The sequence below is a fragment of the Azospira sp. I09 genome (assembly GCF_009177135.1).
GTDB lineage: Bacteria > Pseudomonadota > Gammaproteobacteria > Burkholderiales > Rhodocyclaceae > Azospira > Azospira oryzae.
The window spans coordinates 1,707,414-1,730,931 of the sequence record NZ_AP021844.1 but is presented as its reverse complement, the minus strand read 5'-3'; the positions used below and the strand labels follow the sequence as shown (position 1 = coordinate 1,730,931).

General features: G+C 63.8%; 21 protein-coding genes. 8 read left to right on the top strand and 13 right to left on the bottom strand.

What is annotated here, in order from left to right:
• Positions 1 to 176 precede the first annotated feature (176 nt).
• The 6 genes from AZSP09_RS07965 to ispH all read left to right on the top strand — a co-directional run bounded on the left by AZSP09_RS07965 (position 177) and on the right by ispH (position 6,444).
• Positions 177 to 1,100 (top strand): bifunctional riboflavin kinase/FAD synthetase, encoded by a 924-nt coding sequence (locus AZSP09_RS07965; RefSeq protein WP_152089700.1) that lies wholly within the window; start codon positions 177 to 179, stop codon positions 1,098 to 1,100.
• A gap of 26 nt (positions 1,101 to 1,126) precedes the next feature.
• Positions 1,127 to 3,919 (top strand): isoleucine--tRNA ligase, encoded by a 2,793-nt coding sequence (gene ileS / locus AZSP09_RS07960; protein WP_152089699.1) that lies wholly within the window; start codon positions 1,127 to 1,129, stop codon positions 3,917 to 3,919.
• A complete protein-coding gene (gene lspA / locus AZSP09_RS07955; protein ID WP_014238505.1) occupies positions 3,912 to 4,412 on the top strand; it encodes a signal peptidase II in 501 nt (166 codons plus the stop codon). The genes ileS and lspA overlap by 8 nt, the downstream gene beginning before the upstream one ends.
• Before the next feature lie 15 nt (positions 4,413 to 4,427).
• A complete protein-coding gene (locus tag AZSP09_RS07950) occupies positions 4,428 to 4,988 on the top strand; it encodes a sulfite oxidase-like oxidoreductase (protein ID WP_152089698.1) in 561 nt (186 codons plus the stop codon).
• Positions 4,988 to 5,431, top strand: a complete 444-nt coding sequence (locus AZSP09_RS07945; RefSeq protein ID WP_130459047.1) for an FKBP-type peptidyl-prolyl cis-trans isomerase — start codon at positions 4,988 to 4,990, stop codon at positions 5,429 to 5,431. The genes AZSP09_RS07950 and AZSP09_RS07945 overlap by 1 nt, the downstream gene beginning before the upstream one ends.
• An 83-nt stretch (positions 5,432 to 5,514) precedes the next feature.
• The gene (gene ispH, locus AZSP09_RS07940) at positions 5,515 to 6,444 is read left to right on the top strand and encodes a 4-hydroxy-3-methylbut-2-enyl diphosphate reductase (protein WP_130459046.1); all 930 of its coding nucleotides are present in this window, start codon (positions 5,515 to 5,517) and stop codon (positions 6,442 to 6,444) included.
• A 1-nt stretch (position 6,445) separates the two neighbouring features.
• Here ispH and AZSP09_RS07935 read toward each other — a convergent pair whose 3' ends face one another.
• From AZSP09_RS07935 to aspA, 13 genes are all read right to left on the bottom strand, one after another.
• Positions 6,446 to 7,114, bottom strand: coding sequence for an energy transducer TonB (locus tag AZSP09_RS07935; RefSeq protein ID WP_152089697.1), 669 nt, complete (start codon positions 7,112 to 7,114; stop codon positions 6,446 to 6,448).
• A gap of 53 nt (positions 7,115 to 7,167) precedes the next feature.
• Positions 7,168 to 10,671, bottom strand: coding sequence for a pilus assembly protein (locus tag AZSP09_RS07930; protein WP_152089696.1), 3,504 nt, complete (start codon positions 10,669 to 10,671; stop codon positions 7,168 to 7,170).
• A 35-nt stretch (positions 10,672 to 10,706) separates the two neighbouring features.
• Positions 10,707 to 11,339: a pilus assembly PilX family protein gene (locus AZSP09_RS07925; RefSeq protein WP_050804331.1), complete on the bottom strand. Its 633-nt coding sequence runs from the start codon at positions 11,337 to 11,339 to the stop codon at positions 10,707 to 10,709.
• A gap of 4 nt (positions 11,340 to 11,343) precedes the next feature.
• Positions 11,344 to 12,465, bottom strand: a complete 1,122-nt coding sequence (locus AZSP09_RS07920; RefSeq protein ID WP_014238498.1) for a PilW family protein — start codon at positions 12,463 to 12,465, stop codon at positions 11,344 to 11,346.
• 18 nt (positions 12,466 to 12,483) lie between these two features.
• Positions 12,484 to 12,861 carry a type IV pilus modification PilV family protein gene (locus AZSP09_RS07915; RefSeq protein ID WP_014238497.1) on the bottom strand — a complete coding sequence of 126 codons (378 nt, stop codon included), beginning with the start codon at positions 12,859 to 12,861 and terminating at the stop codon, positions 12,484 to 12,486.
• On the bottom strand, positions 12,855 to 13,469 hold the full coding sequence (locus AZSP09_RS07910; RefSeq protein ID WP_232058868.1) for a GspH/FimT family pseudopilin: 615 nt from the start codon (positions 13,467 to 13,469) through the stop codon (positions 12,855 to 12,857). The genes AZSP09_RS07915 and AZSP09_RS07910 overlap by 7 nt, the downstream gene beginning before the upstream one ends.
• Positions 13,418 to 13,879 carry a type IV pilin protein gene (locus AZSP09_RS07905; RefSeq protein ID WP_014238495.1) on the bottom strand — a complete coding sequence of 154 codons (462 nt, stop codon included), beginning with the start codon at positions 13,877 to 13,879 and terminating at the stop codon, positions 13,418 to 13,420. Before AZSP09_RS07905 ends, AZSP09_RS07910 begins: the two co-directional genes overlap by 52 nt.
• A 127-nt stretch (positions 13,880 to 14,006) precedes the next feature.
• Entirely contained in the window at positions 14,007 to 15,356 is a 1,350-nt protein-coding gene (locus AZSP09_RS07900) for a sigma-54-dependent transcriptional regulator (RefSeq protein ID WP_152089695.1), read from the bottom strand.
• The gene (locus AZSP09_RS07895) at positions 15,353 to 17,236 is read right to left on the bottom strand and encodes a sensor histidine kinase (protein ID WP_152089694.1); all 1,884 of its coding nucleotides are present in this window, start codon (positions 17,234 to 17,236) and stop codon (positions 15,353 to 15,355) included. The genes AZSP09_RS07900 and AZSP09_RS07895 overlap by 4 nt, the downstream gene beginning before the upstream one ends.
• 74 nt (positions 17,237 to 17,310) lie before the next feature.
• A complete protein-coding gene (locus AZSP09_RS07890; protein ID WP_152089693.1) occupies positions 17,311 to 18,078 on the bottom strand; it encodes a sulfite exporter TauE/SafE family protein in 768 nt (255 codons plus the stop codon).
• A 112-nt stretch (positions 18,079 to 18,190) separates the two neighbouring features.
• Positions 18,191 to 18,541 carry a GlpM family protein gene (locus AZSP09_RS07885; RefSeq protein WP_152089692.1) on the bottom strand — a complete coding sequence of 117 codons (351 nt, stop codon included), beginning with the start codon at positions 18,539 to 18,541 and terminating at the stop codon, positions 18,191 to 18,193.
• Between the two features lie 20 nt (positions 18,542 to 18,561).
• Entirely contained in the window at positions 18,562 to 19,875 is a 1,314-nt protein-coding gene (locus tag AZSP09_RS07880) for a dicarboxylate/amino acid:cation symporter (RefSeq protein WP_152089691.1), read from the bottom strand.
• A gap of 92 nt (positions 19,876 to 19,967) precedes the next feature.
• Entirely contained in the window at positions 19,968 to 21,386 is a 1,419-nt protein-coding gene (gene aspA / locus AZSP09_RS07875) for an aspartate ammonia-lyase (RefSeq protein ID WP_152089690.1), read from the bottom strand.
• A 337-nt stretch (positions 21,387 to 21,723) separates the two neighbouring features.
• On the opposite strand from aspA, the gene AZSP09_RS07870 reads away from it, so the two are divergent.
• Together AZSP09_RS07870 and ssb are read left to right on the top strand one after the other, a co-directional pair.
• Positions 21,724 to 22,902, top strand: coding sequence for an MFS transporter (locus tag AZSP09_RS07870; protein ID WP_152090856.1), 1,179 nt, complete (start codon positions 21,724 to 21,726; stop codon positions 22,900 to 22,902).
• Between the two features lie 31 nt (positions 22,903 to 22,933).
• The gene (ssb, locus tag AZSP09_RS07865) at positions 22,934 to 23,428 is read left to right on the top strand and encodes a single-stranded DNA-binding protein (protein ID WP_014238487.1); all 495 of its coding nucleotides are present in this window, start codon (positions 22,934 to 22,936) and stop codon (positions 23,426 to 23,428) included.
• Positions 23,429 to 23,518 lie beyond the last annotated feature (90 nt).

Genomic DNA, 23,518 nt, shown 5'->3' with positions numbered 1-23,518 from the left:
GGCCTTTGCAGGCAGGCCATGCCGTCCAGGGCCGTCCCTTCTGCCCTGGCGGGCAGCCCCCTGTGGCGGTTCTCTCCCGGAGCGGGCGGCGGTGCCGCAGGACGGGGGTAAAACCGTTATAATTCAGCCTTTTTTCGCGCCCCGCCCGGGGCATAAGAAGGATTCCGGCTTCCACCATGCTCGTCCTGCGCGGCGTTAAAACCCCGGCCCCCAGTGCCACGGTGCTGACCATCGGCAATTTCGATGGCGTGCATCTTGGCCACCAGGCCCTGCTTGCCCGCGTCGGCCAGGCTGCCCGGGCCTGCGGCCTGCCGGCGGCGGTGCTGACCTTCGAGCCCCATCCCCGTGAGTTCTTCGACCCGGCCTCGGCCCCGGCCCGGCTCACCACCCTGCGCGAGAAGCTGGAACTGCTGCAGAACTACGGCGCCGACCTCACCTGCGTCAGCCCCTTCAACACCGTCTTCGCGGCCCTGACGGCGGACGAGTTCATCGAGCAGGTGCTGGTGCGCTGTCTCAGGGTGCGCCACCTCATCATCGGCGACGACTTCCGCTTCGGCGCCCGCCGGGCCGGCGATTTCGCCCTGCTGCAGGCCGCCGGTGCCTCCTTCGGCTTCCAGGTGGAGGCCATGGAGAGCGTGGTGCAGGGCGGCGAGCGGGCTTCCAGCTCCGGCGTGCGCGAGGCCCTGGCGGCCGGCGACATGGCCCGGGCCGCCCGTCTCCTGGGTCGTCCCTACAGCATCGACGGTCGCGTGGTGCACGGCCAGAAGCTGGGGCGCCAGCTGGGTTTTGCCACCGCCAACATCCGCATCAAGCACAATCCCCTGCCGCTCACCGGCGTCTTCGCCGTGAGCGTCACCGGCGCTGCCGGCCGGCCCCTCAACGGGGTGGCCAACCTGGGGGTGCGTCCCACCGTGGGCGGCCAGCTGCAGCCCCTGCTGGAAGTGCACCTCTTCGATTTCGACGGCGACATCTACGGCGCCCACCTTTCCGTTTCCTTCCTGCACAAGCTGCGGGACGAGATGAAATTCCCCGACTTCAACGCGCTCGTGGCCCAGATCGGCCAGGACGCGGAAGCCGCCCGCGCATTTTTCCAGCGTTAAGAAAACCTTAGGCATTTGAGGCTGTTATGGCTGACTACAAGAACTCCCTGAATCTTCCCGACACTCCCTTTCCCATGCGCGGTGACCTGCCCAAGCGGGAGCCCCAGTGGGTGCAGCAATGGCAGGAAAAGAAGCTGTACCAGAAGATTCGCGAGATCTGCGCCGGCCGGCCCAAGTTCATCCTGCACGATGGCCCTCCCTACGCCAACGGCAACCTGCACCTGGGTCACGCCCTGAACAAGATCCTCAAGGACATCATCGTCCGCTCCAAGACCCTGGCCGGCTTTGATGCACCCTACGTGCCGGGCTGGGACTGTCACGGCCTGCCCATCGAGCACAAGATCGAAGTCACCCACGGCAAGAACCTGCCCGCCGACAAGGTGCGGGAACTGTGCCGCAGCTACGCCGCCGAGCAGGTGGAAGTGCAGAAGAAGGAATTCATCCGCCTCGGCGTGCTGGGCGACTGGGACAACCCCTACCTGACCATGAACTTCGCCAACGAGGCCGGCGAGATCCGCGCCCTGGCCGAGATGGTCAAGCAGGGCTATGTCTTCAAGGGCCTGAAGCCCGTCAATTGGTGCTTCGACTGCGGCTCCGCCCTGGCCGAGGCCGAGGTGGAATACGCCGACAAGAAGTCCCCCACCATCGACGTGGCCTTCCCCGTCAGCGAAGCCGATGCCCCCAAGCTGGCCGCCGCCTTCGGCCTCAACGCCCTGCCCAAGCCGGCCTATGCCGTGATCTGGACCACCACCCCGTGGACCATTCCCGCCAACCAGGCCCTCAATATCCACCCCGAACACGAGTACGCCCTGGTGGACGCGGGTGACCGCCTGCTGGTGCTGGCCAAGGAGCTGGTGGCCGACTGCCTGAAGCGCTACGGCTGCGAAGGCACGGTGCTGGCGACCGTCAAGGGCAAGGCCCTGGAGCGCCTGGAATTCCGCCATCCTTTCTATGACCGGGTTTCCGTCGTCTACCTGGCCGACTACGTGGGCCTGGATGCGGGCACCGGCATCGTTCATTGCGCCCCCGCCCACGGCGTGGACGACTTCAACGCCTGGCGCCATTACGGCCGCGGCAACGACGAGATCATTTCCATCGTCAAGGGCGACGGCGTCTATGTGGACGAGCTGCCTTTCTTCGGCGGCCTCTCCATCTGGAAGGCCAACCAGGCCATCTGCGACAAGCTGTCCGAAGTGGGCTGCCTGCTTTCCCACGGCAATGTCAGCCACAGCTACATGCACTGCTGGCGCCACAAGACCCCGGTGATCTACCGGGCCACCGCCCAGTGGTTCGTCGGCATGGACCGCCTGCCCACGGATGGCAAGTCCCTGCGCGAAAAGGCTCTGGCCGGGGTCGAGGCCACCGCCTTCTATCCGGCCTGGGGCAAGCCCCGCCTGCAATCCATGATCGCCAACCGGCCCGACTGGTGCATCTCCCGCCAGCGCAACTGGGGCGTGCCCATTCCCTTCTTCCTGCACAAGGAAACGGGGGAACTGCATCCGCGCACCGTGGAGCTGATGGAGGAAGTGGCCCAGCGCGTGGAGAAGGAAGGCATCGAAGCCTGGTTCAAGCTGGATGCGGCCGAACTGCTGGGGGCCGAGGCCGCCCAGTACGAAAAGATCAGCGACACCCTGGACGTCTGGTTCGACTCCGGCACCACCCACTGGCACGTGCTGCGGGGCTCCCATAACGACGGCCACGCCACCGGCCCCCGGGCCGACCTCTACCTGGAAGGCTCGGACCAGCACCGGGGCTGGTTCCATTCCTCCCTGCTCACCGGCGCCGCCATCGACGGCCATCCGCCCTACAAGGCCCTGCTCACCCACGGTTTCACGGTGGACCAGCAGGGACGCAAGATGAGCAAGTCCCTGGGCAACACCATCCTGCCCCAGGAAGTCTCGGACAAGATGGGCGCCGACATCCTGCGCCTGTGGGTGGCCGCCACGGACTACTCCGGCGAGCTGGCCATGTCCAAGGAAATCCTGGCCCGGGTGGTGGAAGCCTACCGCCGCATCCGCAACACCCTGCGTTTCCTGCTGGCCAACATCGCCGACTTCGATGCGGCCAAGGACATGCTGCCGGTGGCCGATTGGTTCGAGATCGACCGCTACGCCCTGGCCCTGACCCGTCAGCTGCAGACCCAGGCCCAGGCCGACTACGACCGCTACGAGTTCCACCGCGTGGTACAGGCCCTGCAGACCTTCTGTTCCGAGGACCTGGGCGGCTTCTGGCTGGATATCCTGAAGGACCGCCTGTACACCACGGCGCCGGCCTCCAAGGCCCGCCGCTCGGCCCAGAGCGCCCTGTGGCACGTGACCCAGAGCTTCATCCGCCTGATGGCGCCGATCCTCTCCTTCACCGCCGAGGAAGTGTGGCAGATCCTCTCTGGCGATGCGGACCAGTCCATCATGTTCCACACCTGGCACGACCTGCCGGCCCAGGCCGGCGAAGGTGAGCTGCTGGCCAAGTGGACCCTGATCCGGGAGGCGCGCGGCGAAGTGACCAAGGCCCTGGAGGCCCTGCGCGAGGAAGGCAAGATCGGCTCCTCCCTCCAGGCCGAAGTGCGGATCAGCGCCGAGGGCGACAAGTACGCGGCCCTGGCCAGCCTGGGCGACGACCTGCGCTTCGTCCTCATCTGCTCCAAGGTGAGCGTGGCCCAGGGCGCCGATGCCATCGCCGCCGAGGCCTCCACCCAGAAGAAGTGCGAGCGCTGCTGGCACTACCGGGAGGACGTGGGTAGCAACCCGGAACACCCCGAACTGTGCGGCCGTTGCGACAGCAACCTGCACGGCGAGGGCGAGGTACGCGAACGTGCCTAAGTCCTCCCTGGGCCGCTGGTACGGGCTGGCGGCCCTGGTCATCGTTCTCGACCAGCTCTCCAAATGGGCGGTGCTGGCGAGCCTGAACTACGGCGACACGGTCACCGTGACGCCCTTTTTCGACTGGGTCTTCGTCTTCAACCGGGGCGCCGCCTTCAGCTTCCTCGCCGACCAGCCCGGCTGGCAGCGCTGGTTCTTCACCCTGCTGGCCCTGGGAGTGTCCGGCTGGATCGCCTGGATGCTGCGCCAGCACCTGGCCGAGCGCCTGCTGTGCTTCTCCCTGACCCTGATCATGGGCGGTGCCCTGGGCAACGTCATCGACCGGGTGCGTTTCGGCGCCGTGGTGGATTTCCTGCAGTTCCACGTGGCCGGCTGGTACTACCCGGCCTTCAACGTGGCCGACTGCGCCATCACCGTGGGGGCAATTTTGCTGGCCTGGGAGCAAATCCGGCGTAAACCTGTCCAAGGGAATCCGGATTCTTCCGCTTCCTAACGTCAGGGCCCGTTCATGAGCGACCACCGCATTCCTCCCGGCCAGCGCCACGTCACCGATTTTCCGGTGCTGGACCTGGGCATCCATCCCGACATCCACCATGAAAACTGGCAGTTGCGCCTGTTCGGCCTGGTGACCCAGGAAGTGGTGCTGGACTGGGAACAGTTGCTGGCCATGCCCCAGGTGCAGCGGACTAGCGATTTCCACTGCGTCACCACCTGGACCCGGCTGGACGTGCCCTGGGAGGGTGTGCTGGCCCGGGAAGTGGTGAATCTGGCCGGCCCCCTGGCGGAAGCCCGCCACGTCACCCTGCACAGCTACGACGGCTATACCACCAACGTGCCCCTGGCGGCGCTGCTGGACGACGACGTGCTGGTGGCCCACACGGTGGACGACGCCCCCTTGTCCGTCGAACACGGCGGCCCGGTGCGCCTGGTGCTACCCAAACGCTACGCCTGGAAGAGCGCCAAATGGCTCTCCAGCATCGAATTCCACGCCGAAGACCGTCCCGGTTACTGGGAAGTGCGCGGCTACCACAACGAAGCAGATCCCTGGAAAGAAGAGCGGTATTCCTGATGAGCCAAGTCGATCAAGCAACGGTCCAGCCGGACAGCTTTCTCACCCTGCACTACCGCGTCACCACCGGTGACGGCAGCGAGATTCTCAACACCTTCGACATGAAGCCCGCCACCCTGCAGATGGGCAGCGGCCAGCTGGCGGAGAACCTGGAGAAGTGCCTGCTCGGCCAGGTGGCCGGACAGCGCCACGTCTTCCTGCTGGAACCGGCCCAGGCCTTCGGCGAACACAATCCCCGGCTGGTGGAGCGCATCGCCCGGGAAGCCCTGCCGCCGGGCATGGAACTGAAGGAAAACTCCGTGGTGGAGTTCAACGACGGCGAGGGTGCCGAGTTCGCCGGCTTCCTGCGGGAACTGACGGAAAGCCACGCCCTCTTCGATTTCAACCACCCCCTGGCCGGCAAGTCCGTGCGCTTCGAGGTGGAGATCATCGGCATCCTCTAAAGGCTTGCCCCGGGGCCTTGGCCCCGCCGCGTCCAACCCCCGGTGCCGGGAGCTGCGGCTCCCGGCCCAACTGAGAGTCATCCATGGAAGTCATCCTCGCCAATCCCCGCGGTTTCTGTGCCGGCGTCGAACGGGCCATCGCCATCGTCGAACGGGCCCTGGAGCGTTTCGGCGCGCCCATCTATGTGCGTCATGAAGTGGTGCACAACAAGTTCGTGGTGGACGGCCTGCGCGCCAAGGGCGCCGTCTTCGTCGAGGAACTGGACGAAGTGCCTGCCGGTGCCACGGTCATCTTCAGCGCCCACGGCGTCGCCAAGGCCGTGCGCGAGGAAGCCGACCGGCGCGGCCTCAAGGTGTTCGACGCCACCTGTCCCCTGGTCACCAAGGTGCATAACGAGGTGGCCAAGATGCGGGAACAGGGGCGGGAAGTCATCATGATCGGCCACAAGGGCCATCCCGAAGTCGAGGGCACCATGGGGCAGAGCGTCAATGGCGGCATGCACCTGGTGGAAACCCGGGAGGATGTGGACCAGCTGATGGTGCGGTTCCCCGAGCAGCTGGGCTTCGTCACCCAGACCACCTTGTCGGTGGACGACGCCGCCAACGTCATCCAGGCCATTCGCGGGCGTTTCCCCGATGCCGCAGGACCGCGCAAGGACGACATCTGCTATGCAACCCAGAACCGCCAGGATGCGGTGAAGCATCTGGCCGAATCCTGCGACCTGGTGATCGTGGTGGGCTCCCGCAACAGCTCCAATTCCAACCGCCTGCTCGAAGTGGCCAAGCTGCGCGGTGTGCGGGGCTATCTGGTGGATGGGGCCGAGCAGATTGAGGCCGAATGGCTGCAGGGGGTGAACACCATTGGCGTCACCGCCGGCGCCTCCGCACCGGAGACCCTGGTACAGGGGGTCATCTCCCGCCTGCAGGCGCTGGGCGCCGGCAATGTGCGCCAGTTGGGGGATGGGGAGCCGGAGGTGAACTTCCCCCTGCCCAAGGAACTGCTGGGCAACTGATTTAGGGGGCCGCCGTGGTTTGAGGCGGCCTGGGGCGAATCGTCACTTCAATGCGCAGCCGGCTCTTCACCGGCTGTCCGTCCTTTTCTGCCGGCAGGAATCGGGCCGATTCGAACTGCTGGGCGACCAGGGCATTCAGTCGCTCACTGAGATGGGTGGCTTCCGTTTCCACCTTGTCCACTTTGCCCTGCTCGTTAATGTAGAGCACCAGAATGGCTTTGCCGGCCCCCTCTTCGTCATCCACCACGCTGGTATCGATCGGGCTGGCAACGTGCGGACGTTGGGTCACTTCCGCCGGGGGGTAGTAGTACGGTACCGGAATGCCGATTTCCGGTTTCCCGCCCTCGGATGAACTGGCGCCGTCGGAACCGCCTCCCTGTGCATTTTTCTCAACGACTTCTGGGGCGGTTGTCAGTTGTGGCGCCGCGGCTGGCGGCGCCTGCAAGCGTAGTTTGTCCTCTAATGCCCGTATGGGTGGGAGCGGGGCAGTCAACCCCAGCCGGACTTGCAGTGGTGTGTATGCATTGCCAAGTTTGGCTTCCAATCCAAGCGCAAGGCGAGGACTGTCACCGAGTGTTCCCGGCGGGAGGCTCAGCAGCAAGACATGCAGACAGCAGGAAAGAAGTAGGGCCGAGGCCAGCGGTTGTCGATGCATCAGGGGAAGAAGCATTACGCCCCTTGCGGGGCGTAATGTGGTTGTTTCCGGAGAGTGACTGCGGAGGGTCAGTTGGCCAACTCCCGCCACATCATGCGATTGCCACTGAGATTGCCGCCGCCGTTGCCGGTGCTGATGGGAAGGGTCATTGCCCCGCCCTTGAGATTGCCGTCGGCAGTGATGGTGAATACTTTGGGTGTTCCCCCCGGCAGTTTGATCACAGTCAGGCCGACGATGGGCGAGGTGAAGGTGTAGATGGCTCGGCCGCCGTCTACGCCGCCGCCGCTCTTGTAGTCCAGGAAATAAAGCTGGCTGGAGCCCCCCGGCTGGCAGGCACTGGCTTCGGGAACGATGCTGGAGAACATGACGGTACCGAAGAAGAGCTGGGCATTGAGATAGACCCGTTCTTTGCCCATCGGCAAATCCAGGTACCAGCCGCCATGGATGTTCCAATTGACCTCCGGTCCGCCAACCTCAGTGCCGTTGGCTACCTTGGCAACCATGGAGCCCCGGCTGATGGTGCTTGTGCCATCGTCTTTTACTGCATAAAAGGACTGGGAGGCCGGGTTGTCCAGGTCATCCTGTCCCAGATAGCGGCCGGTACCGAAGAAAAGAACCGTTTTGCCGTCAATTTCACCAATCTCGGGTGCAGCGGTGATGGCTTGGGACGAGCCGAGGGTCATGATCGGGGAGACTGTGCCTGCTGACAGGTCGAAGCGCCACATGTTGCCGAAGAGGTCGCCGCCATAGGCAGCCACCGCGGTATTGTCCTTGGCAAAATCGTCGGCCTTGACGTTGATGCGACCGAGGCCACTGGGATTGCCGGAGCTACCCGTGTTGGTCGAGAGGGTCTTGATCAGGGCACCGGTACCTGCATCCACCATGAAGATATAGCCCTTGCCATCAGCGGTCGGATAATTGGAACCTTCGGGAATGTTGTTATAGCCGGAGGGCAACAAGGCCACCCAGCGCCCATCTACCTTGGATACCAAGGGGGAGCCGTAGCTGTAGCCCATATTTGGGTTGTTATCGGCAGAGTATGTCCACAGCACTTTGGGCGAACTTGGGATTGTTACGTCCAATGCATAGTACCCTCGCCCCCCTTTCCCCAATCCACCGATCAATATGGTTTTCCAGCTACCGCCAACGAATGCATCGGTGACGATGATGGGGCCATCGACAAAATAACGATGGTTGGTGGCGTAGTCCTTGTCCGCCAGGCGCCACAGGTCCTTGATGATCATGGGCGGTACATAGGCCCAGCTCTCGGCACCGGTGGCAGCGTCGAACGCATGCAGCATGCCGTCGTTGGCGCCGACATAAACCATGCCGGTCCGGCCTGCCTGGGCGGCCTTGAACTCGGCATAGCCCGCATCCAGGAACTCCAGGGAAGGAGTCTGTACGTAGACCGGCTGGCCGTGAACGATATCGCCGAGGACGGTGGAGCGATCCCGGTAGAGGCGGTTGTAGCTGCCAAAAGCCACGTCCCGTTCCTGGTCCTCGTAGCGGTTGTGTCCGCGGACATAATTCAGCATCAACTCGCCGGTCGCCGTGCTTTTGTCGGCAGCACTCCAGTCCAGGTATTGGCTGAGCTTGGTGTTATCAAAATATGCTTTTTGCGCCGCAGTCAGATTGGCCCATTCCAGCGCCTTGAGGGTGCTGCCACTGGAGGTATAAATAGCCCGGGTGTCGGTGTTGCCGACGGCGGGAATTTTGCTGTTGAGCTGAGGAGATGCCTTCCAGGTGGCATTGGCGGATATGTTGCCGGTGCTGAGGTCAATGGTGTAGGCAGATAACTCGCCTTCCCAGGCAACGGTGCGGTAATTGGCAACATAGATGTAATTGTCCCCAGCCGTCGGTTCCAGGGCTGACGTTGCTGCTGCGGCGCCGGAGCCGCTGCTGGCCTCCATGGCCCCTAGCGCGCTGGCCAGGCCGTTGACCAGAGCTTCCGGGTTGCGGGCGCTGAAGTAGGTGCCGCGGCCATTGACGGCTGCATGCCAGAGATCGTCAATACGGTCTTCATCCGAGGCATCCAATGGGTCCGGCCAGTTCTTGGTGCCTTGTTTGATGTCGTAGTAGGCGCCGGAGGTGGCCGTCTTGTAGCCATCCTGATAGGTCAGGTTGCCATCCACACCGAGACCGATGGTGAAGGTGGTCATGTGCTGATGCGTGGCTACATCGTCCTCCTCCAGTTTGGTACCAGCCGGCGGAACATTGTTCGGCATGTCGGTACGCAGGTCGGTGTGATAGTAGTAGTAGGCTACGTCGGCAAGGGTGCTGCTTTTCTTCAGCGCGTCGAAGGAAGGCCGTGTCGCAGTAGCGACTCCATCCTGATCGCCGACCACTGTTTTTCCGTCTTCCTTGGTTGGTCCATAGGTAGACGTTTCGTCGTTGGTATTCCAGTAGCCGTCGGTCGAGAGAATCGTGAAGTTACGTTGGCAGGAATACTGGATGGGGTCCGCTCCCAGCTTGCCAGCATAAATTCGACCTGCTTTGGCCAAGGCGCCCCGGAGCGGTGTGTTTACGGATGGGTCTCCCTTGTACAAACGGGTAAACCAGGTGTTTTTCTGGGTGGTGTCAAAATTGTTGATGGCCAGGAAAGTATTGCTGTCGGTGGCCCCCTTGTCGCTGATGGTGGAAAAACCGACCCGTGCGTGGAAATAGTTCTTGTCGAGGGGGTCGCTGGTATTGGGGGTGCCGCGGATATCGGCAAATGCCTGTCCAACGGCGGTCTTGGTCATCTGCATCCGGGTCCGGTACCAGGCATGCCAGTTGGCAAAATTGGTCATCTCCTGGGCGTAGGTGCGTGTCGTTCCGTTGGGGCCGGGATAGCTGGTGGTGCTGGGAACGATATTCACCCGTTTCCAGTTGCTGTAGCGGACATATTTGTAAGTCGAGGATTTCTGGGACTGACAGGTGCCGGCCTTGCCGAATCTCGGGCCGCTGCTTTCCTGGGCAGAACACCATTCGACGGTGGCCGTGTAGTAGAACGGGCCGCCGTAGCGGGTCTTGATGTTGCTATAGGTGCCGTTGGGATAGCTATAGGCATTGGCGCCATCGATCTGGGATACGCAGTTGCTGCCGTTGACGTCATCCCATCCATTTTTACAGGCGACTCGTTCCGGATAGTTGGTAACCAGGTTGATCGAACTGCCGCTCTGGATACCGTAACCGTCATAAGGGACATTGGTCCAGGTGGTGTAATTGGTCTTGTCGCTATTGTCGGCGTTCTTAGGCGGAGTGTAGTTCACCATCGGGTTGTAATAGACCCGATTGAACGCGCTTAGATAATAAGGAGCATCGCCGTTAGTACAACTGGTCAGACTGGTTCCCGTACTGCGGCAATAGCTGCCATTGACGTAATCGGGCATGTAATCCCAGTCCATACTGCCCGAGTTGTCCAGGATGAAATAGATATTCGGCAGAATGTTCTCGGTAGTGGCGTTGGCCAGGGGAATGTCGGCTAGCGGCGTTTCCGCGGCACCGATGCCAATGGGAGTGGCTGTCAGGGTGCAGCCCAGGGCGAGTGCAAGCAGGCGGACCGAGGGGGATAAAACGGGAGATTTGTTCATGTTCGACTCCTTGGAGTGCGTCGACCGAATGCAACTCAAATGACGATGAAGGCCTGTAGGTAGCTGATATTGTTTCGCGCCCCGGAAACCCGGATGGTGACGCGGTATACGCCCATTGAGGCAATTTCCGGGTCCCAGGAGGGGGGTTGGTAGTTCGAAAGGCCTCCGACCACCCCCTTGCTACTATCTGTGCGAATGTACTGCCGCGTGGAACAGGTGGATGAGTCCAACGGACCAGTGGTGTCGCACAGGCGGTGGATGACATAACAGACGGTGTTGCCAACGCTGTCCTTGGCTTGGCAAGTGGGAGTGGTGGGGCCTCCCTGACCGTCCCAATTGACGTTGTCACTGGTGTCGCCGGGAGTCACGTTGCCGGTCAGGTCCAGCATGTCCTGGCTGGTGGCGTAATAGCCATTGCCAGGTCGGTCCCCGGTGAGGGAGCTGGAGTTGTTCAATAGCCACGTGCGGGCCGTCTCAATCCCCTGGTCGCCGCTCAGGGTGGCGCTCTGCTGAAATGCCAGATTGCGGGCAATCAACGTGCCTGTATCCACCGAACGGATCAGGGCAACGCCGGCGATCGACATGGCAACCAGCACAATGAGGGCGACAAACAGGGCCAGGCCTTCCTGGCTTCGTGGTGAAGGCGGAATATGGTTGGGCATGGTCATGTCCTCACACGTTGCCCCAAATGACGTTACGTAGCGGCACCACCGTTTCGAACACCTTGTAACGGTAGCACTGCCAATCAGCCGGGAATGTGGTGATGTCAAATTTGGCCCAGGAAGACCAGGCAGCCACAGCTTCTTCTGTCGTTGTTTTGCAGGTTCCGTCGGAACCTGGCTTCTCATACTCTGCGCTGCGCGCCACGACGGCGACGCGCAACGCCTTGATCCGCTTTGAGTTGGCATTGCTCAGGGGGGCCGCCCAGGCTCCTCCTGCATCTACCCAGTCGGTGATTTTCTGGGGGCACGGAGTGCCGGCACAGACGTCCGTGATGCCGTACTGGGCTTGCAGGCTGAGGATGTCGGGAGCGATCTGGAAGGTCTGGAGAACCCCGTTTGCGTCCGGTTCCTGCAATTCGAGTTGCCCATTGGTAATGCGGTAGGTCTTCTGGCTGAGTTGCGGGAAACACTGCAAGTCCGCTCCCTTGTCGTATGCCGGCCAAGCATTGGCAAGCTTATAGGCTCCCGGTGGATTGTAGGAAGGAGCGCCCAGGCCGCTTTCCGTCCAGATGGTCAGCGTAGGCTTTTCTACCTTGGTGATTTGCACCAAGGTGCAGGTGCCGCTCTGCTGAATGAGGGCTAGCGGTTTTGGTACCGCAACTGTCGGTGTGCAGCCGTACAGACTGCGGACGCGCATGGATTCCGAGCCTGCCGCTGGCTTGGTGGTCAGCGCAGTCAGTGCAAACTTGTAGTTCGCATTGGCAGGGTTGTCGAAGTAACGGATGCTTATCTGATCCGGCCCGGTTCCACCTTCAGAAATGACGGCCGGCGTGAGCAAATTCGGGACTGCCCCGGGCGCGGATACCCCGTCATCGATATAACTGAAGACGCGGTCGCAGTCTGAGAACGTGTGTGCGTCGAGGCCCCAACCAGCTGCTTTGACGTCACTTTCCACCATGCTCAAGGACAGGGCGCCGTTGGTTTGGGCGTCGGCTGCACCTGTGGTTCCCCGCTTCTGGCGCTCGGCGGAGGCAAATACCTGGAACACCACGATGGAGGCAATCATGCTGATGACCATGCCCACCATGATCTCAACTAGGCCGAAACCCCTGCTTTTGTTATGCCGACTCATGTGACTCTCCTACGCCGCTCAAATCGGTGGATTGCCAACGATTTGGGCAACGGTGGAATACGTGTTTGACGATGCATCGCCCGGCATCTTCCATTCCACGGTTACCGTAACGGTCGTGCCGTTGATTTCTGTGGTGCGCTTTCCGTTAGGCAGGGCATCGATCTCTTTTTTGCTTTCGGCATACGCACCCAAATTGTCCCGGTCTCCCCACAACTCACCAATGCGTTGATTGGCAACGAATGCTGCGTCGACCCGGCTCTTTGCCTGGGTGACAGCTTTCGTTGAGGCTGCTTGCAGGCCGACGATCGCCAGGATGCCAAAAGAGAAAATCAGTACCGCAATCAGTCCTTCCAGTAGAACCGAGCCGCGTTGTTGGTGGGGAGTGAGGGTCAGCATGATCTGGGATCTCCCGTAGCACTGATGTGGGGGTCGCAGAGGCGGACTTGTCCTCCGGTGCTGATGGTGATGCGCATGTCGTTGGATTTGTCTGCTGCCAGTACCGATTCCGGTACGTCGACATTTATTCTGGTGATGATCGAAGATCCATCAAGGTTCAACATCGCAACCGGCAGGCGGCCAAGGCTGTTGAAGGTGATTGTCGTGGCGTCTCCTGGCGTTGGCGTCAGGATGGCATTGCGCGATCCTTCTCCCGCTGTGGTCTGCTGGATGATGGTGCCGCTGGCGGCTTCTCTTACTGTCCAGCCTGTTCCGCCCTGTGCCCCGGGATTGCCCAAGACGAATTCAACCGCTGTATTGCGCTTGACTGCTTCATTCCTGGCCAATTGAATGCCGGTCATCACCGTTTCGCTTGCTGTTCTGATCTGGGCGTTCTGAATCCATTCGGAAAAGCTTGGCATGCCGAACGTCAGCAAGATCGCCAAGATGACCAGTGCAACAGCCAACTCAATCAGTGTCGCACCTGCCTCAAAAGGCAGATGGCGGGGGGCTCTGCCTAACACGATCCGTCCTTCTTGGTGACCCAGCAGTTGTTGTTCGCTGACCACCCGGAGCCTGCGCTAGGAGTGGAGCGGTTGTTGTCCTGATCAATCCGCAAAGTAAAGCCGGACATGGTGCTCTTCCCAGTCGCTTCAAGGCGATAGGTGTTGGCTGCCACATTGGCACAGGAGAAGGTGAAACTCTTGCTGCTGGTGGCATCGTCGGCACAACCGGGAGCGTTAACGTAGGTCCGGTTGTTGTCATAGAACTGCTCGACTTGGACCCGCTTGGCAGCGAGAAGGGAGGTCGCCTCGGTCAAGCGGCTGCGGACGATGTAGTCCTGATAACCCGGGATGGCAATGGCTGCCAGAATGGCAATGATGGCCACCACGACCATGAGTTCGATAAGAGAAAATCCTGCTTGCCGGGAACTTCCAGTATTGGTGGGCGGCAGGTAGGAAAGCGGGGCATTGGGCATGGGAAGCTCCTACGGGTCGTTTAGCATTAATTTGGAATATGGCGGGGATTAATACAATTCCTGCCGACTATCGGCAAGTTTACCTTGATGAGTGGTTTCCCCTGCCAGTCCCGGCCCCGGTCACCCGTTAGCCCGATGGCTGGTTGGCCAGGCCGTATTTCCGGATTTTGTCGTGTAGCGTGGTCTTGGCGATTCTCAGGTCTTCCGCGGTCCGCGCCAAACTGCCCTGGTTTCTTTCAAGGGCTTCGGTGATGAGGGCCCGTTCGAAACTGTCCACGGTTTCGGCCAGGGAGCGCTTTTGAGCGGGCGACTCCGCGGTGAACGGGGCCACCCCCGCCTCAATCCCCAGCACGCAACGATCCGCTACATTGCGCAATTCCCGCACATTCCCCGGCCAGTCATAGGCCAGCAGGGACCCCATGCGCGCTGGATCGGCGGCGGGCACCGGCCGTTCGTGACGGGCGGCGGCTTGCAGCAGAAAGTGTTCGAACAGCAGGGGAATGTCCTCCCTCCGCTCCCGCAAGGGCGGCAGGGGCAAGGTGGCGACGTTCAGCCGGTAGTAGAGGTCGGCGCGGAAGCGGCCCTGGTCCGAGAGTTCCTTGAGATCCGCCTTGGTGGCGGCAATCACCCGGCAATCCACGGGAATGGGCGTGTTGGAGCCCAGGCGTTCCAGGCTGCGTTCCTGCAACACCCGCAGCAGCTTGATCTGCATGGCCATGGGCATGGACTCGATTTCGTCCAGGAACAGGGTGCCGCCGCTGGCGTGCTCGATCTTGCCGATGCGCTTCTTGGCGGCGCCGGTGTAGGCGCCGGCCTCGTGACCGAAGATTTCGCTCTCGAAGAGAGTTTCGGGCAGGCCGCCGCAGTTGATGGCGACGAAGTTGCCGTTCCGCCGCGGGCCGGCTTCGTGCAGGCAGCGGGCCGCCAGTTCCTTGCCGGTGCCGGTCTCGCCAAAGATTAGGATGTCGGCGGCGCTGTTGCCCAGGTCCGCCACCAGCTGGCGCACCTTGACCATGGCCGGGGAGCGGCCGATGAGGCGGGCTTCCAGGGTATCCCGGCTTTCCAGGCGGGCCCTGAGTTGCCGTACCTCCAGGGTCAGGCGGCGCTTGTCCAGGGCGCGGCGCACCACTTCCACCAGGTAGTCGGGGGAGAAGGGCTTTTCGATGAAGTCGTGGGCGCCGCCCTTCATGGCCTGCACCGCCAGGGAAACGTCGCCGTGGCCGGTGATGAGCACCACCGGGAGCTCCGGGTCGATGGCCTGCAGCTCCTTGAGCAGGGCCATGCCGTCCATGCCCGGCAGGCGGATGTCGCTGACGACGATGCCGGGAAAGTCCCGGGTCAGGCGGCGGCGGGCCTTCTCGGCGCTATCGACGCTGCTCACCGGAATGTCTTCCAGTTGCAGGGCCTGTTCGCAGCCCAGACGCACGTCCGGATCGTCTTCCACCAGCAGTACTTGCAGGGAGTCTTGTTGGCTCATGAGGGGGCTCCAGGGGCGGCAGCGGGAGCGGCCGGCAGGTCCAGGGTGAACACGGCGCCGCCATCGGGGTGGTTGTCCCCCGTCAGGTTGCCGCCGAAATCGGCGACGATACCGGCGGAAATGGCCAGGCCCAGGCCCAGGCCGCTGCCGGCTTCCTTGGTGGTGAAGAAGGGCTCGAACAGGTGGCTGCGGGCTTCCTCGTCCAGGCCCGGGCCCTGGTCCCGTACCTTCACCTCGATGCGCTCGCCCTGGCGCCGGGCGCTGATATCCAGGGCCTGCTGGGGACGGCCGGCCATGGCGTCGAGGGAATTGGCGGCCAGGTTGACCAGCACCTGTTCCAGCCGGTTGGGGTCGCACCAAGCCAGCAGCTCTTCCTCGGGCAGGTCGATGCAGGCCACCACGCCGGCCCGTTGCAGGCGCTGTTCCAGCAGGAACAGGGCGTTCTCCACCGCCCGGCGGATGGGCACAGCCTGGGGCTTGCCGGTGGATTTGCGGGCGAAGGACTTCAACTGGCCCGTGAGGCGGCCCATGCGGTCCACCAGTTCGCCGATACGCTCCAGGTTGCTGCCGGCGGTTTCCTGGTCGCCCCGGGCGAGGAATTTGCGGGCGTTGCCGGAAAGGGTGCGCAGGGCCGCCAGGGGCTGGTTCAGTTCGTGGGCGACGCCGGCGGAGAGCTGGCCGAGCACCGCCAGCTTGCCGGCCTGCACCAGTTCGTCCTGGGCGGCGCGCAGGGTGCGTTCGGCCCGGGTGCGCTCCGCCACTTCTTCCTGCAGGCGGGTGTTGGCGGCGGAGAGGTCGGCCGTGCGCTCCTCCACCTTGCGTTCCAGCTCGTCGTGGGCCTTCTGCAGGGCTTCCCGGGCGGCCAGCCGGTCCCGCACATGGCGGCGGCGTTCGTTGAACATGAGGGCCAGGATGCACAGGAAGGCAGCACCGATGCCGGCCAGGGCGGCCCGGTTGGCAGCGATTTCGCGCACCTGCTCCTGATGGGAGAAAACGGTGATGGTCCAGGGGGTGCCCGGCAGGGGCTGGGTCTGGGCCAGGAATTTGCCGGCCACCGGGAACATGGAAACCATCTCCGGCCCGGCCTTGGGCAGGCGCACCAGACGGGCGCCGTGGTCCAGTTCCGCCAGCTCCACCACCCCCAGGGGGTTGAGGGCGCGGCGGTTGTACTGCTGGGTCTGGTCGAAGGCACGGCGGGTGGCATCGTCCAGGGGTTTCAGGGTGGTGAATTTCCAGTCCGGCACCGAGGCCAGGATGACCACGCCGTTCTCGTCCGCTACCAGGGCCGGAGCCTCCACGGTGGACCAGGTCTTTTCCAGCTGTTGCAGGCCCACCTTGAGCACTGCCACGCCCACCGTGCCCTGGGCGTTGGTCAAGGCCGAGGTCAGGTAGTAACCCGGCTCGCCCCGGGTGGTGCCGATGCCGAAGAAACGGCCGCTGCCCGTATCCATGGCCTGGCGGAAATAGGGGCGGAAGGAGAGGTCTTCCCCCAGGTAGCTATCCGGGCGGCGCCAGTTGCTGGTGGCCATGACCCGGCCATTGACGTTGAGGACGTAGATGGAAAGGGTGCCGGCCCGCTCGTTGAGCTGCTCGAGGTATAGATTGAGCTGCTCGATCTGGGCCGGCGTGGGCTTGGGGGTGGTGAGCAGGTGCAGCACGTCCTTTTCCAGCCCCAGGGTGGTGGGGAAGTAGGCGTACTTGTCGATTTCCCGCTCCAGGCTGGTGGCGTAGAGGTCCAGCCGGTGCCGGCCCGTGGCTTGCAGTTCGGCCAGGCCCATGGCCAGGCTGAAGCGGAAGGCCAGCAGGCTGGTGCCGCCCACCAGGGCGGCGAAGCCCAGGAGCAGGATGGCGAGGCGGAAGAGGCGCTGGCTGGGTGGCATGGAGCGTGGCGGTGGTGGCGGGAAGCCCCGTTCGGATTTCCGGATTATGCCGGTCCCGGGCCCTTTGCGGGGGCTCAGGCGGCCGGAGCGAACATGTCCCAGGCCAGCTTGACGATGAGCACGGCCACCACGACGAGGAAGGCCTGGCGCACGAAGCCGGCGCCCCGCTTGAGGGCCAGCAGGGTGCCGACCTGGGCCCCGGCCAGGTTGCAGGCGGCCATGATCAGGCCCACGGTCCACAGGATGGGGCCGTGGCTGGCGAAGAAGGCGATAGCGGAAAGGTTGGTGGCGGCGTTGATGACCTTGGCGCTGGCCGAGGCCTTGAGGAAGTCCATGCCGAACAGGCGGACGAAACCGAAGATGAGGAAACTGCCGGTGCCGGGGCCGAAAAAGCCGTCGTAGAAGCCGATGGTCAGGCCCAGGAGGGCGCCGCGCCAGCGGTCGGCGGGCACCAGCTCGCGGCTGGCGCTATGGCCGAAGTCCTTGCGGCGGAAGGTGTAGATGGCCACCGCCAGCATCAGCACCAGCACCAGGGGGCGCATGGCCTCCCGGGGCAGCCAGGCGACCACGGCGGCGCCGAGCCAGGCGCCCACCAGGGCGGCCAGGGTGGCCGGCAGGACCACGGCCCAGGGAATGGGGACGGCCCGGGCGTAGCGCCAGAGGGAGGCGCCGGTGCCGGCGATGGACGACACCTTGTTGGTGCCGAAGAGGGTGGGGATGGCCGTCTGGGAAAACTGGGAAAGCAGTACGGGAATCTGGATCAGTCCGCCGCCGCCCACCACGGCATCGACCATGCCGGCGAAAAAGGCTGCGGGAGCGAGGAGGAACCAGTTGATATCCATGGCGATAAAGGAAAAAAGTGCCCGGCATTGTATGCCGGGCCTAAAGCGGAGGGATAAAACAACGTTTGGCGGGCGGCCCCCGGTCAGTTCCGGGCGCCTCCCGCGACATGCTTCAGTTCCCTTGCGGGAACAGGCGGCTCCAGGCCAGGAGCAGCAGGCCGGCGCTACCCAGCCAGGCCGCGGTGGCGCTGGCGAGGGTCAGACTCAGGCTGCAGCGCAGGCTGAGCCAGGCCACCACCAGCAGATAGACCCCATAGGGCAGCAGGGACCACAGGCCGAAAATGGCCGTGGTGCGCAGGGCCGCCCCGCCCCGCTCACTGCCGACGATGGCGTGGGCAATGAGGGAGAAGGTGGGGAACAGGGGCACCAGGCCGGCGATGAAAAAGCTCTTGCTGCGGGACAGCAGGGCAATGAGCAGGACGGCCAGGGCCCCCAGCAGGCTCTTCAGGAACAGGGCGAACATGTGGGCTCCGGCCGGACGGATCAGGCAGCGGCCTTGGCGGTGACCAGGGAATCGTCTTCCGGCACCGGCAGGGATTCCTCGGCCTCGGCCAGCTCCTCGCTCACCGGGTCGATGGCCCCTTCCCACTTGGCCACCACGGCGGTGGCGATGGAATTGCCCAGCACGTTGGTGACGGTGCGGCCCATGTCGAGGAAGTGGTCGATGCCCAGCACCAGCAGCAGGCCGGCTTCCGGCAGGTTGAACATGGGCAGCACGGCGGCCACCACCACCAGGGAGGCCCGCGGCACACCGGCGATACCCTTGGAGGAGACCATCAGCACCAGAAGCATGGTGATCTGGGCGGTCAGGCTCATGGGGATGTCGTAGGCCTGGGCGATGAACAGGGCCAGGAAGGTGGTGTACATCATGGAGCCGTCCAGGTTGAAGGAATAACCCAGGGGCAGGACGAAACCGGTGACGCGGGTCTTGATGCCGAACTTTTCCAGCTGTTCCATCAGCTTGGGATAGACGGACTCGCTGGAGGCGGTGGAGAAGCCCACCAGCAGGGGGCCGCGCACCAGCTTGATGAGACGGAACACATCCTTGCCCAGGACGATGAACCCGGCCAGGATCAGCAGGGCCCACAGGGCGGCCAGGGCGATGTAGAAGCTGGCCATGAACTTGCCGAACACCAGCAGCATGCCCAGGCCGTTGGTGGTGATGGCACCGGCCACGGCGCCGAAGACGCCGAAGGGAGCGAAGCGCATGACGTAGTCGGTGACCTTCAGCATCACGTGCACCACTTCGTCCATGGTGTTCACCAGGGAGCGGGCGGCCTGGTTGTGCAGGTGGCCCAGGGCCAGGCCGAAGAACACGGCGAAGACCAGGATCTGCAGCACTTCATTGCCGGCCATGGCTTCCATGATGCTCTTGGGGAAGACGTGGGTGATGAAGTCCTTCAGGTTGAGGGCCGAGGTTTTCAGGTTGAGGCCGGCGGCGGACTCGGGCAGGGGCACGCTCAAGGCGTGGCCCGGCTGCAGCACATTGGCGAAGAGCAGGCCGATGAAGAGGGAACAGAAGGAGGCGCAGATGAACCAGCCCAGGGCGCGGCCGCCGACGCGGCCGACAGCCTTGGCGTCGCCCATGTTGGCCAGGCCCGCCACCAGGGTGGCGAAGATGAGGGGGGCGATGATCATCTTGATCAGGCGCAGGAAAATGTCGGTGAGGATGCTGAAATAGCCGGCAATTTCCTTGGCGCTGGCGGCGTCGGGGGCCATGGTGTTGCAGGCATAGCCGACGCCGACCCCGGCCAGCATGGCCAGGACGATCCAGGTGGTGAGCTTGTTCATTTTCATCGAAGGGCTCCGTTGCCGCGGGGGCGGCGGTCAAGATCAGTAAAAATCAGAAAAAAAACGGGGCCGGCAGCGGGCTGCCGGCGCAAACGGTTTCAGCCCTGGCGGTGGGGCAGGGCGCGGGGTTGGGTCAGCACTTCGGGGCGCAGCACGTCGTCCAGCTCGGCCCGGCTCATGAGGCCCCGGGCCAGCACGATCTCGGCCACGCCCTTGCCCGATTCCAGGGCTTCGGCAGCCACCGAGGTGGCGGCGGCGTAGCCGATGTACGGGTTCAGCGCGGTGACGATGCCGATGGAGTTCTCCACCCGGGCCCGCAGGGCATCCCGGTTGGCGGTGATGCCGTCCACGCAGCGGTCGGCCAGGGTCAGGCAGCCCTGACGCAGGTGATTGACGCTCTTGAACAGGCTGTGGGCGATGATGGGCTCGAAGGCGTTGAGCTGGAGCTGGCCCGCCTCGGCGGCGAAGGTGACGGTCTGGTCGTTGCCGATGACCTCGAAGGCGATCTGGTTCACCACTTCCGGGATCACCGGATTGACCTTGCCCGGCATGATGGAGGAGCCGGCCTGGCGCGGCGGCAGGTTGATCTCGCCGAAGCCGGCGCGGGGACCGGAGGAGAGCAGGCGCAGGTCGTTGCAGGTCTTGGACAGCTTCACCGCCACCCGCTTCAGGACGCCGGAAAGCTGCACGAAGGAGCCGCAGTCCTGGGTCGCTTCCACCAGGTTGGGGGCGGTGATGACCGGCACGCCGCTGGTCTCGGCCAGCAGGCGGCAGACCAGGGGAGCGTAGTCCGGGTGGGCATTGATGCCGGTGCCGATGGCGGTGGCCCCCAGGTTGATTTCCCGGATCAGGAGGGCGGCTTCCTTCAGCCGCTCCTCGTCCTCGCCCAGCATCACGGCGTAGGTGGAGAATTCCTGGCCCAGGGTCATGGGCACCGCGTCCTGCAGCTGGGTGCGGCCCATCTTCAGCACGTCCTTGAATTCCTCGGCCTTGCGCTCGAAGGTGCGGCGCAGGTAGGCCAGGGCGTCCACCAGGCGGAAGATGCCGACGTAGGTGGCCAGCTTCAGCGCCGACGGGTACACATCGTTGGTGGACTGGCTCATGTTCACGTGCTGGTTGGGGTGCAGGTGCTGGTACTCGCCCTTGGCGTGGCCCATGATTTCCAGGGCCCGGTTGGCGATGACCTCGTTGGCGTTCATGTTGGTGGAGGTGCCGGCGCCGCCCTGGATGACGTCCACCACGAACTCGTCGTGCAGCTTGCCGGCGATCACCTCCTGGCAGGCGGCGACGATGGCCTGGGCCAGAGGAGCGTCCAGCAGACCCAGCTGCTGGTTGGCCTTGGCGGCGGCGAGCTTGATCTGGGCCAGGGCCCGGATCAGGTCCGGGTAGATGGAGATGGGGGTGCCGGTGATGGGGAAGTTCTCCACCGCCCGCAGGGTATGGACGCCGTAATAGGCCTCGGCCGGGACCTTGCGGTCGCCCAGCAGGTCGTGTTCGACGCGGTGTGGCTGGTTCATGGTGTCTCCTCTGTTCTGATGTGCCCGCTCGGCGGCGGTCCCTGTTCTTCAGCACGGGCCGTGCCATCGGGAGGGGGCCGAGTCTGGTTTTTAGTTGCTTGTTTTTTTATGGGATTTTGACCGTCGTTTTGGGGGTGTCGTTCGGCTTTCCGGACAAGGGCCGGGTATGGCGTTCGGAAATCCGAACGAATGGGCCGGCGGCGGCTCCGTGGGGCTGCGGCGCTTTTCGTGGCGCCGGGCAAACCTGCTAAGATTCGCCCCTGCTTCTTCCCCCCATCCCTACCTGCTCCCTGTGTCCGCCAAGCCCCTGACCGCTGCCGCTCCCGCCGGCGATGCCATGACCCCCGAGGAACGCCGCGCCGGCGCCAGCCTGGCCTCCATCTTTGCCCTGCGCATGCTGGGCCTGTTCCTCATCCTGCCGGTCTTCGCCGTCTACGCCCACACCCTGCCCAGTGGCGACAATGGCCTGCTGGTGGGCCTGGCCATCGGCATCTACGGGGCCACCCAGGCCCTGTTCCAGATTCCCTACGGCATCGCCTCGGACCGTTTCGGGCGCAAGCCGGTGATCGTCTTCGGTCTGCTGCTGTTCGCCCTGGGCAGCTTCATCGCGGCCGCCGCCGACGACCTGCCCATGATCATCGCCGGCCGGGTGCTGCAGGGAGCCGGCGCCATTTCCGCCGCCGTCACCGCCCTGGCCGCCGACCTCACCCGGGAGCAGCACCGCACCAAGGTGATGGCCATGATCGGCTCCTCCATCGGCCTGGTCTTCGCCCTCTCCCTGGTGGCGGCCCCCCTGCTCTACGCCGCCATCGGCATGGCCGGCATCTTCGCTCTCACCGGGGGGCTGGCTCTGCTGGCCATCGTCGCCCTGTACAAGGTGGTGCCGCCGGCGCCCAAGGTGCTGGTGGATGGCGGCCGCACCCGCTTTGCCGACGTGCTGTTCCATCCCCAGCTGCTGCGTCTCAACTTCGGCGTTTTCGTCCTGCACCTGACCCAGACCGCCATGTGGGTGCTGATCCCCGCCGCCCTGGTCAAGACCGGCGACCTGCCCCTGGCCGAGCACTGGAAGGTGTATCTGCCTGCCGTGCTGGTTTCCTTCGCCTTCATGGTGCCGGCAGTGATCGCGGCGGAGAAGTACGGCCGCATGAAAATGGTCTTTAACGGCGCCGTGGTCCTGTTGCTCCTGGTGCAGGTCGGTTTCGGCCTCTTCGGCCAGGGCCTGTGGCCCCTGGCCCTGCTGTTGACCGCCTTTTTCGTCGCCTTCAATATCCTGGAAGCGACCCAGCCTTCCCTGATTTCCCGTATCGCACCGGCGGAAGCCAAGGGAGCGGCACTTGGCATTTATAATACGACCCAGTCTCTCGGGTTGTTCCTTGGCGGCGCCGTCGGCGGTATGCTGGCGCAACGTCTGGGGGGCGATGCGGTGTGGTGGTGTACCGGAATCCTGAGTCTCGTCTGGCTGGCCCTGGGGCTGACCATGAAGCCGCCGGTCCGCGCCCAGCAGCGCCCGGCCTGAATTCAACATTTTTACTATTGGGGAAACATCGATGGCTGCAGTCAATAAAGTGATTCTTTTGGGCAATCTGGGGGCCGATCCGGAAACCCGTTACATGCCCAACGGTGACGCTGTGGCCACTGTCCGCCTGGCTACCACCGAAACCTGGAAGGACCGCAATTCCGGCGAGAAGCGTGAAGCCACCGAATGGCACCGGGTGGTGTTCTTCCGCAAGCTGGCCGAGATCGTCGGCCAGTACCTGAAGAAGGGTTCTTCCGTCTATATCGAAGGCCGCATCCGTACCCGCAAGTGGCAGGACAAGGACGGCCAGGAACGCTACACCACCGAAATCGAAGCCACCGAAATGCAGATGCTCGGCGGCCGTGGCGGCCAGGGCGGCCAAGGTGGCGGCAGCGGTGCCTCCTACGGCGGCGGCGACGACTTCGGTGGCGGCGATTTCAGCCCCCGTTCCTCCGCTCCCGCTGCCTCTGCGCCGAAGAAGAAGGCCCCGTCTTTCGACGACATGGACGACGACATTCCCTTCTAAGAGCCGTCCAGTCTCTTGCAATGAAAAAGCCCGGAATCCGTTACGGATTCCGGGCTTTTTCATTGCAACCGGCACGCCGGTGTGGGAACG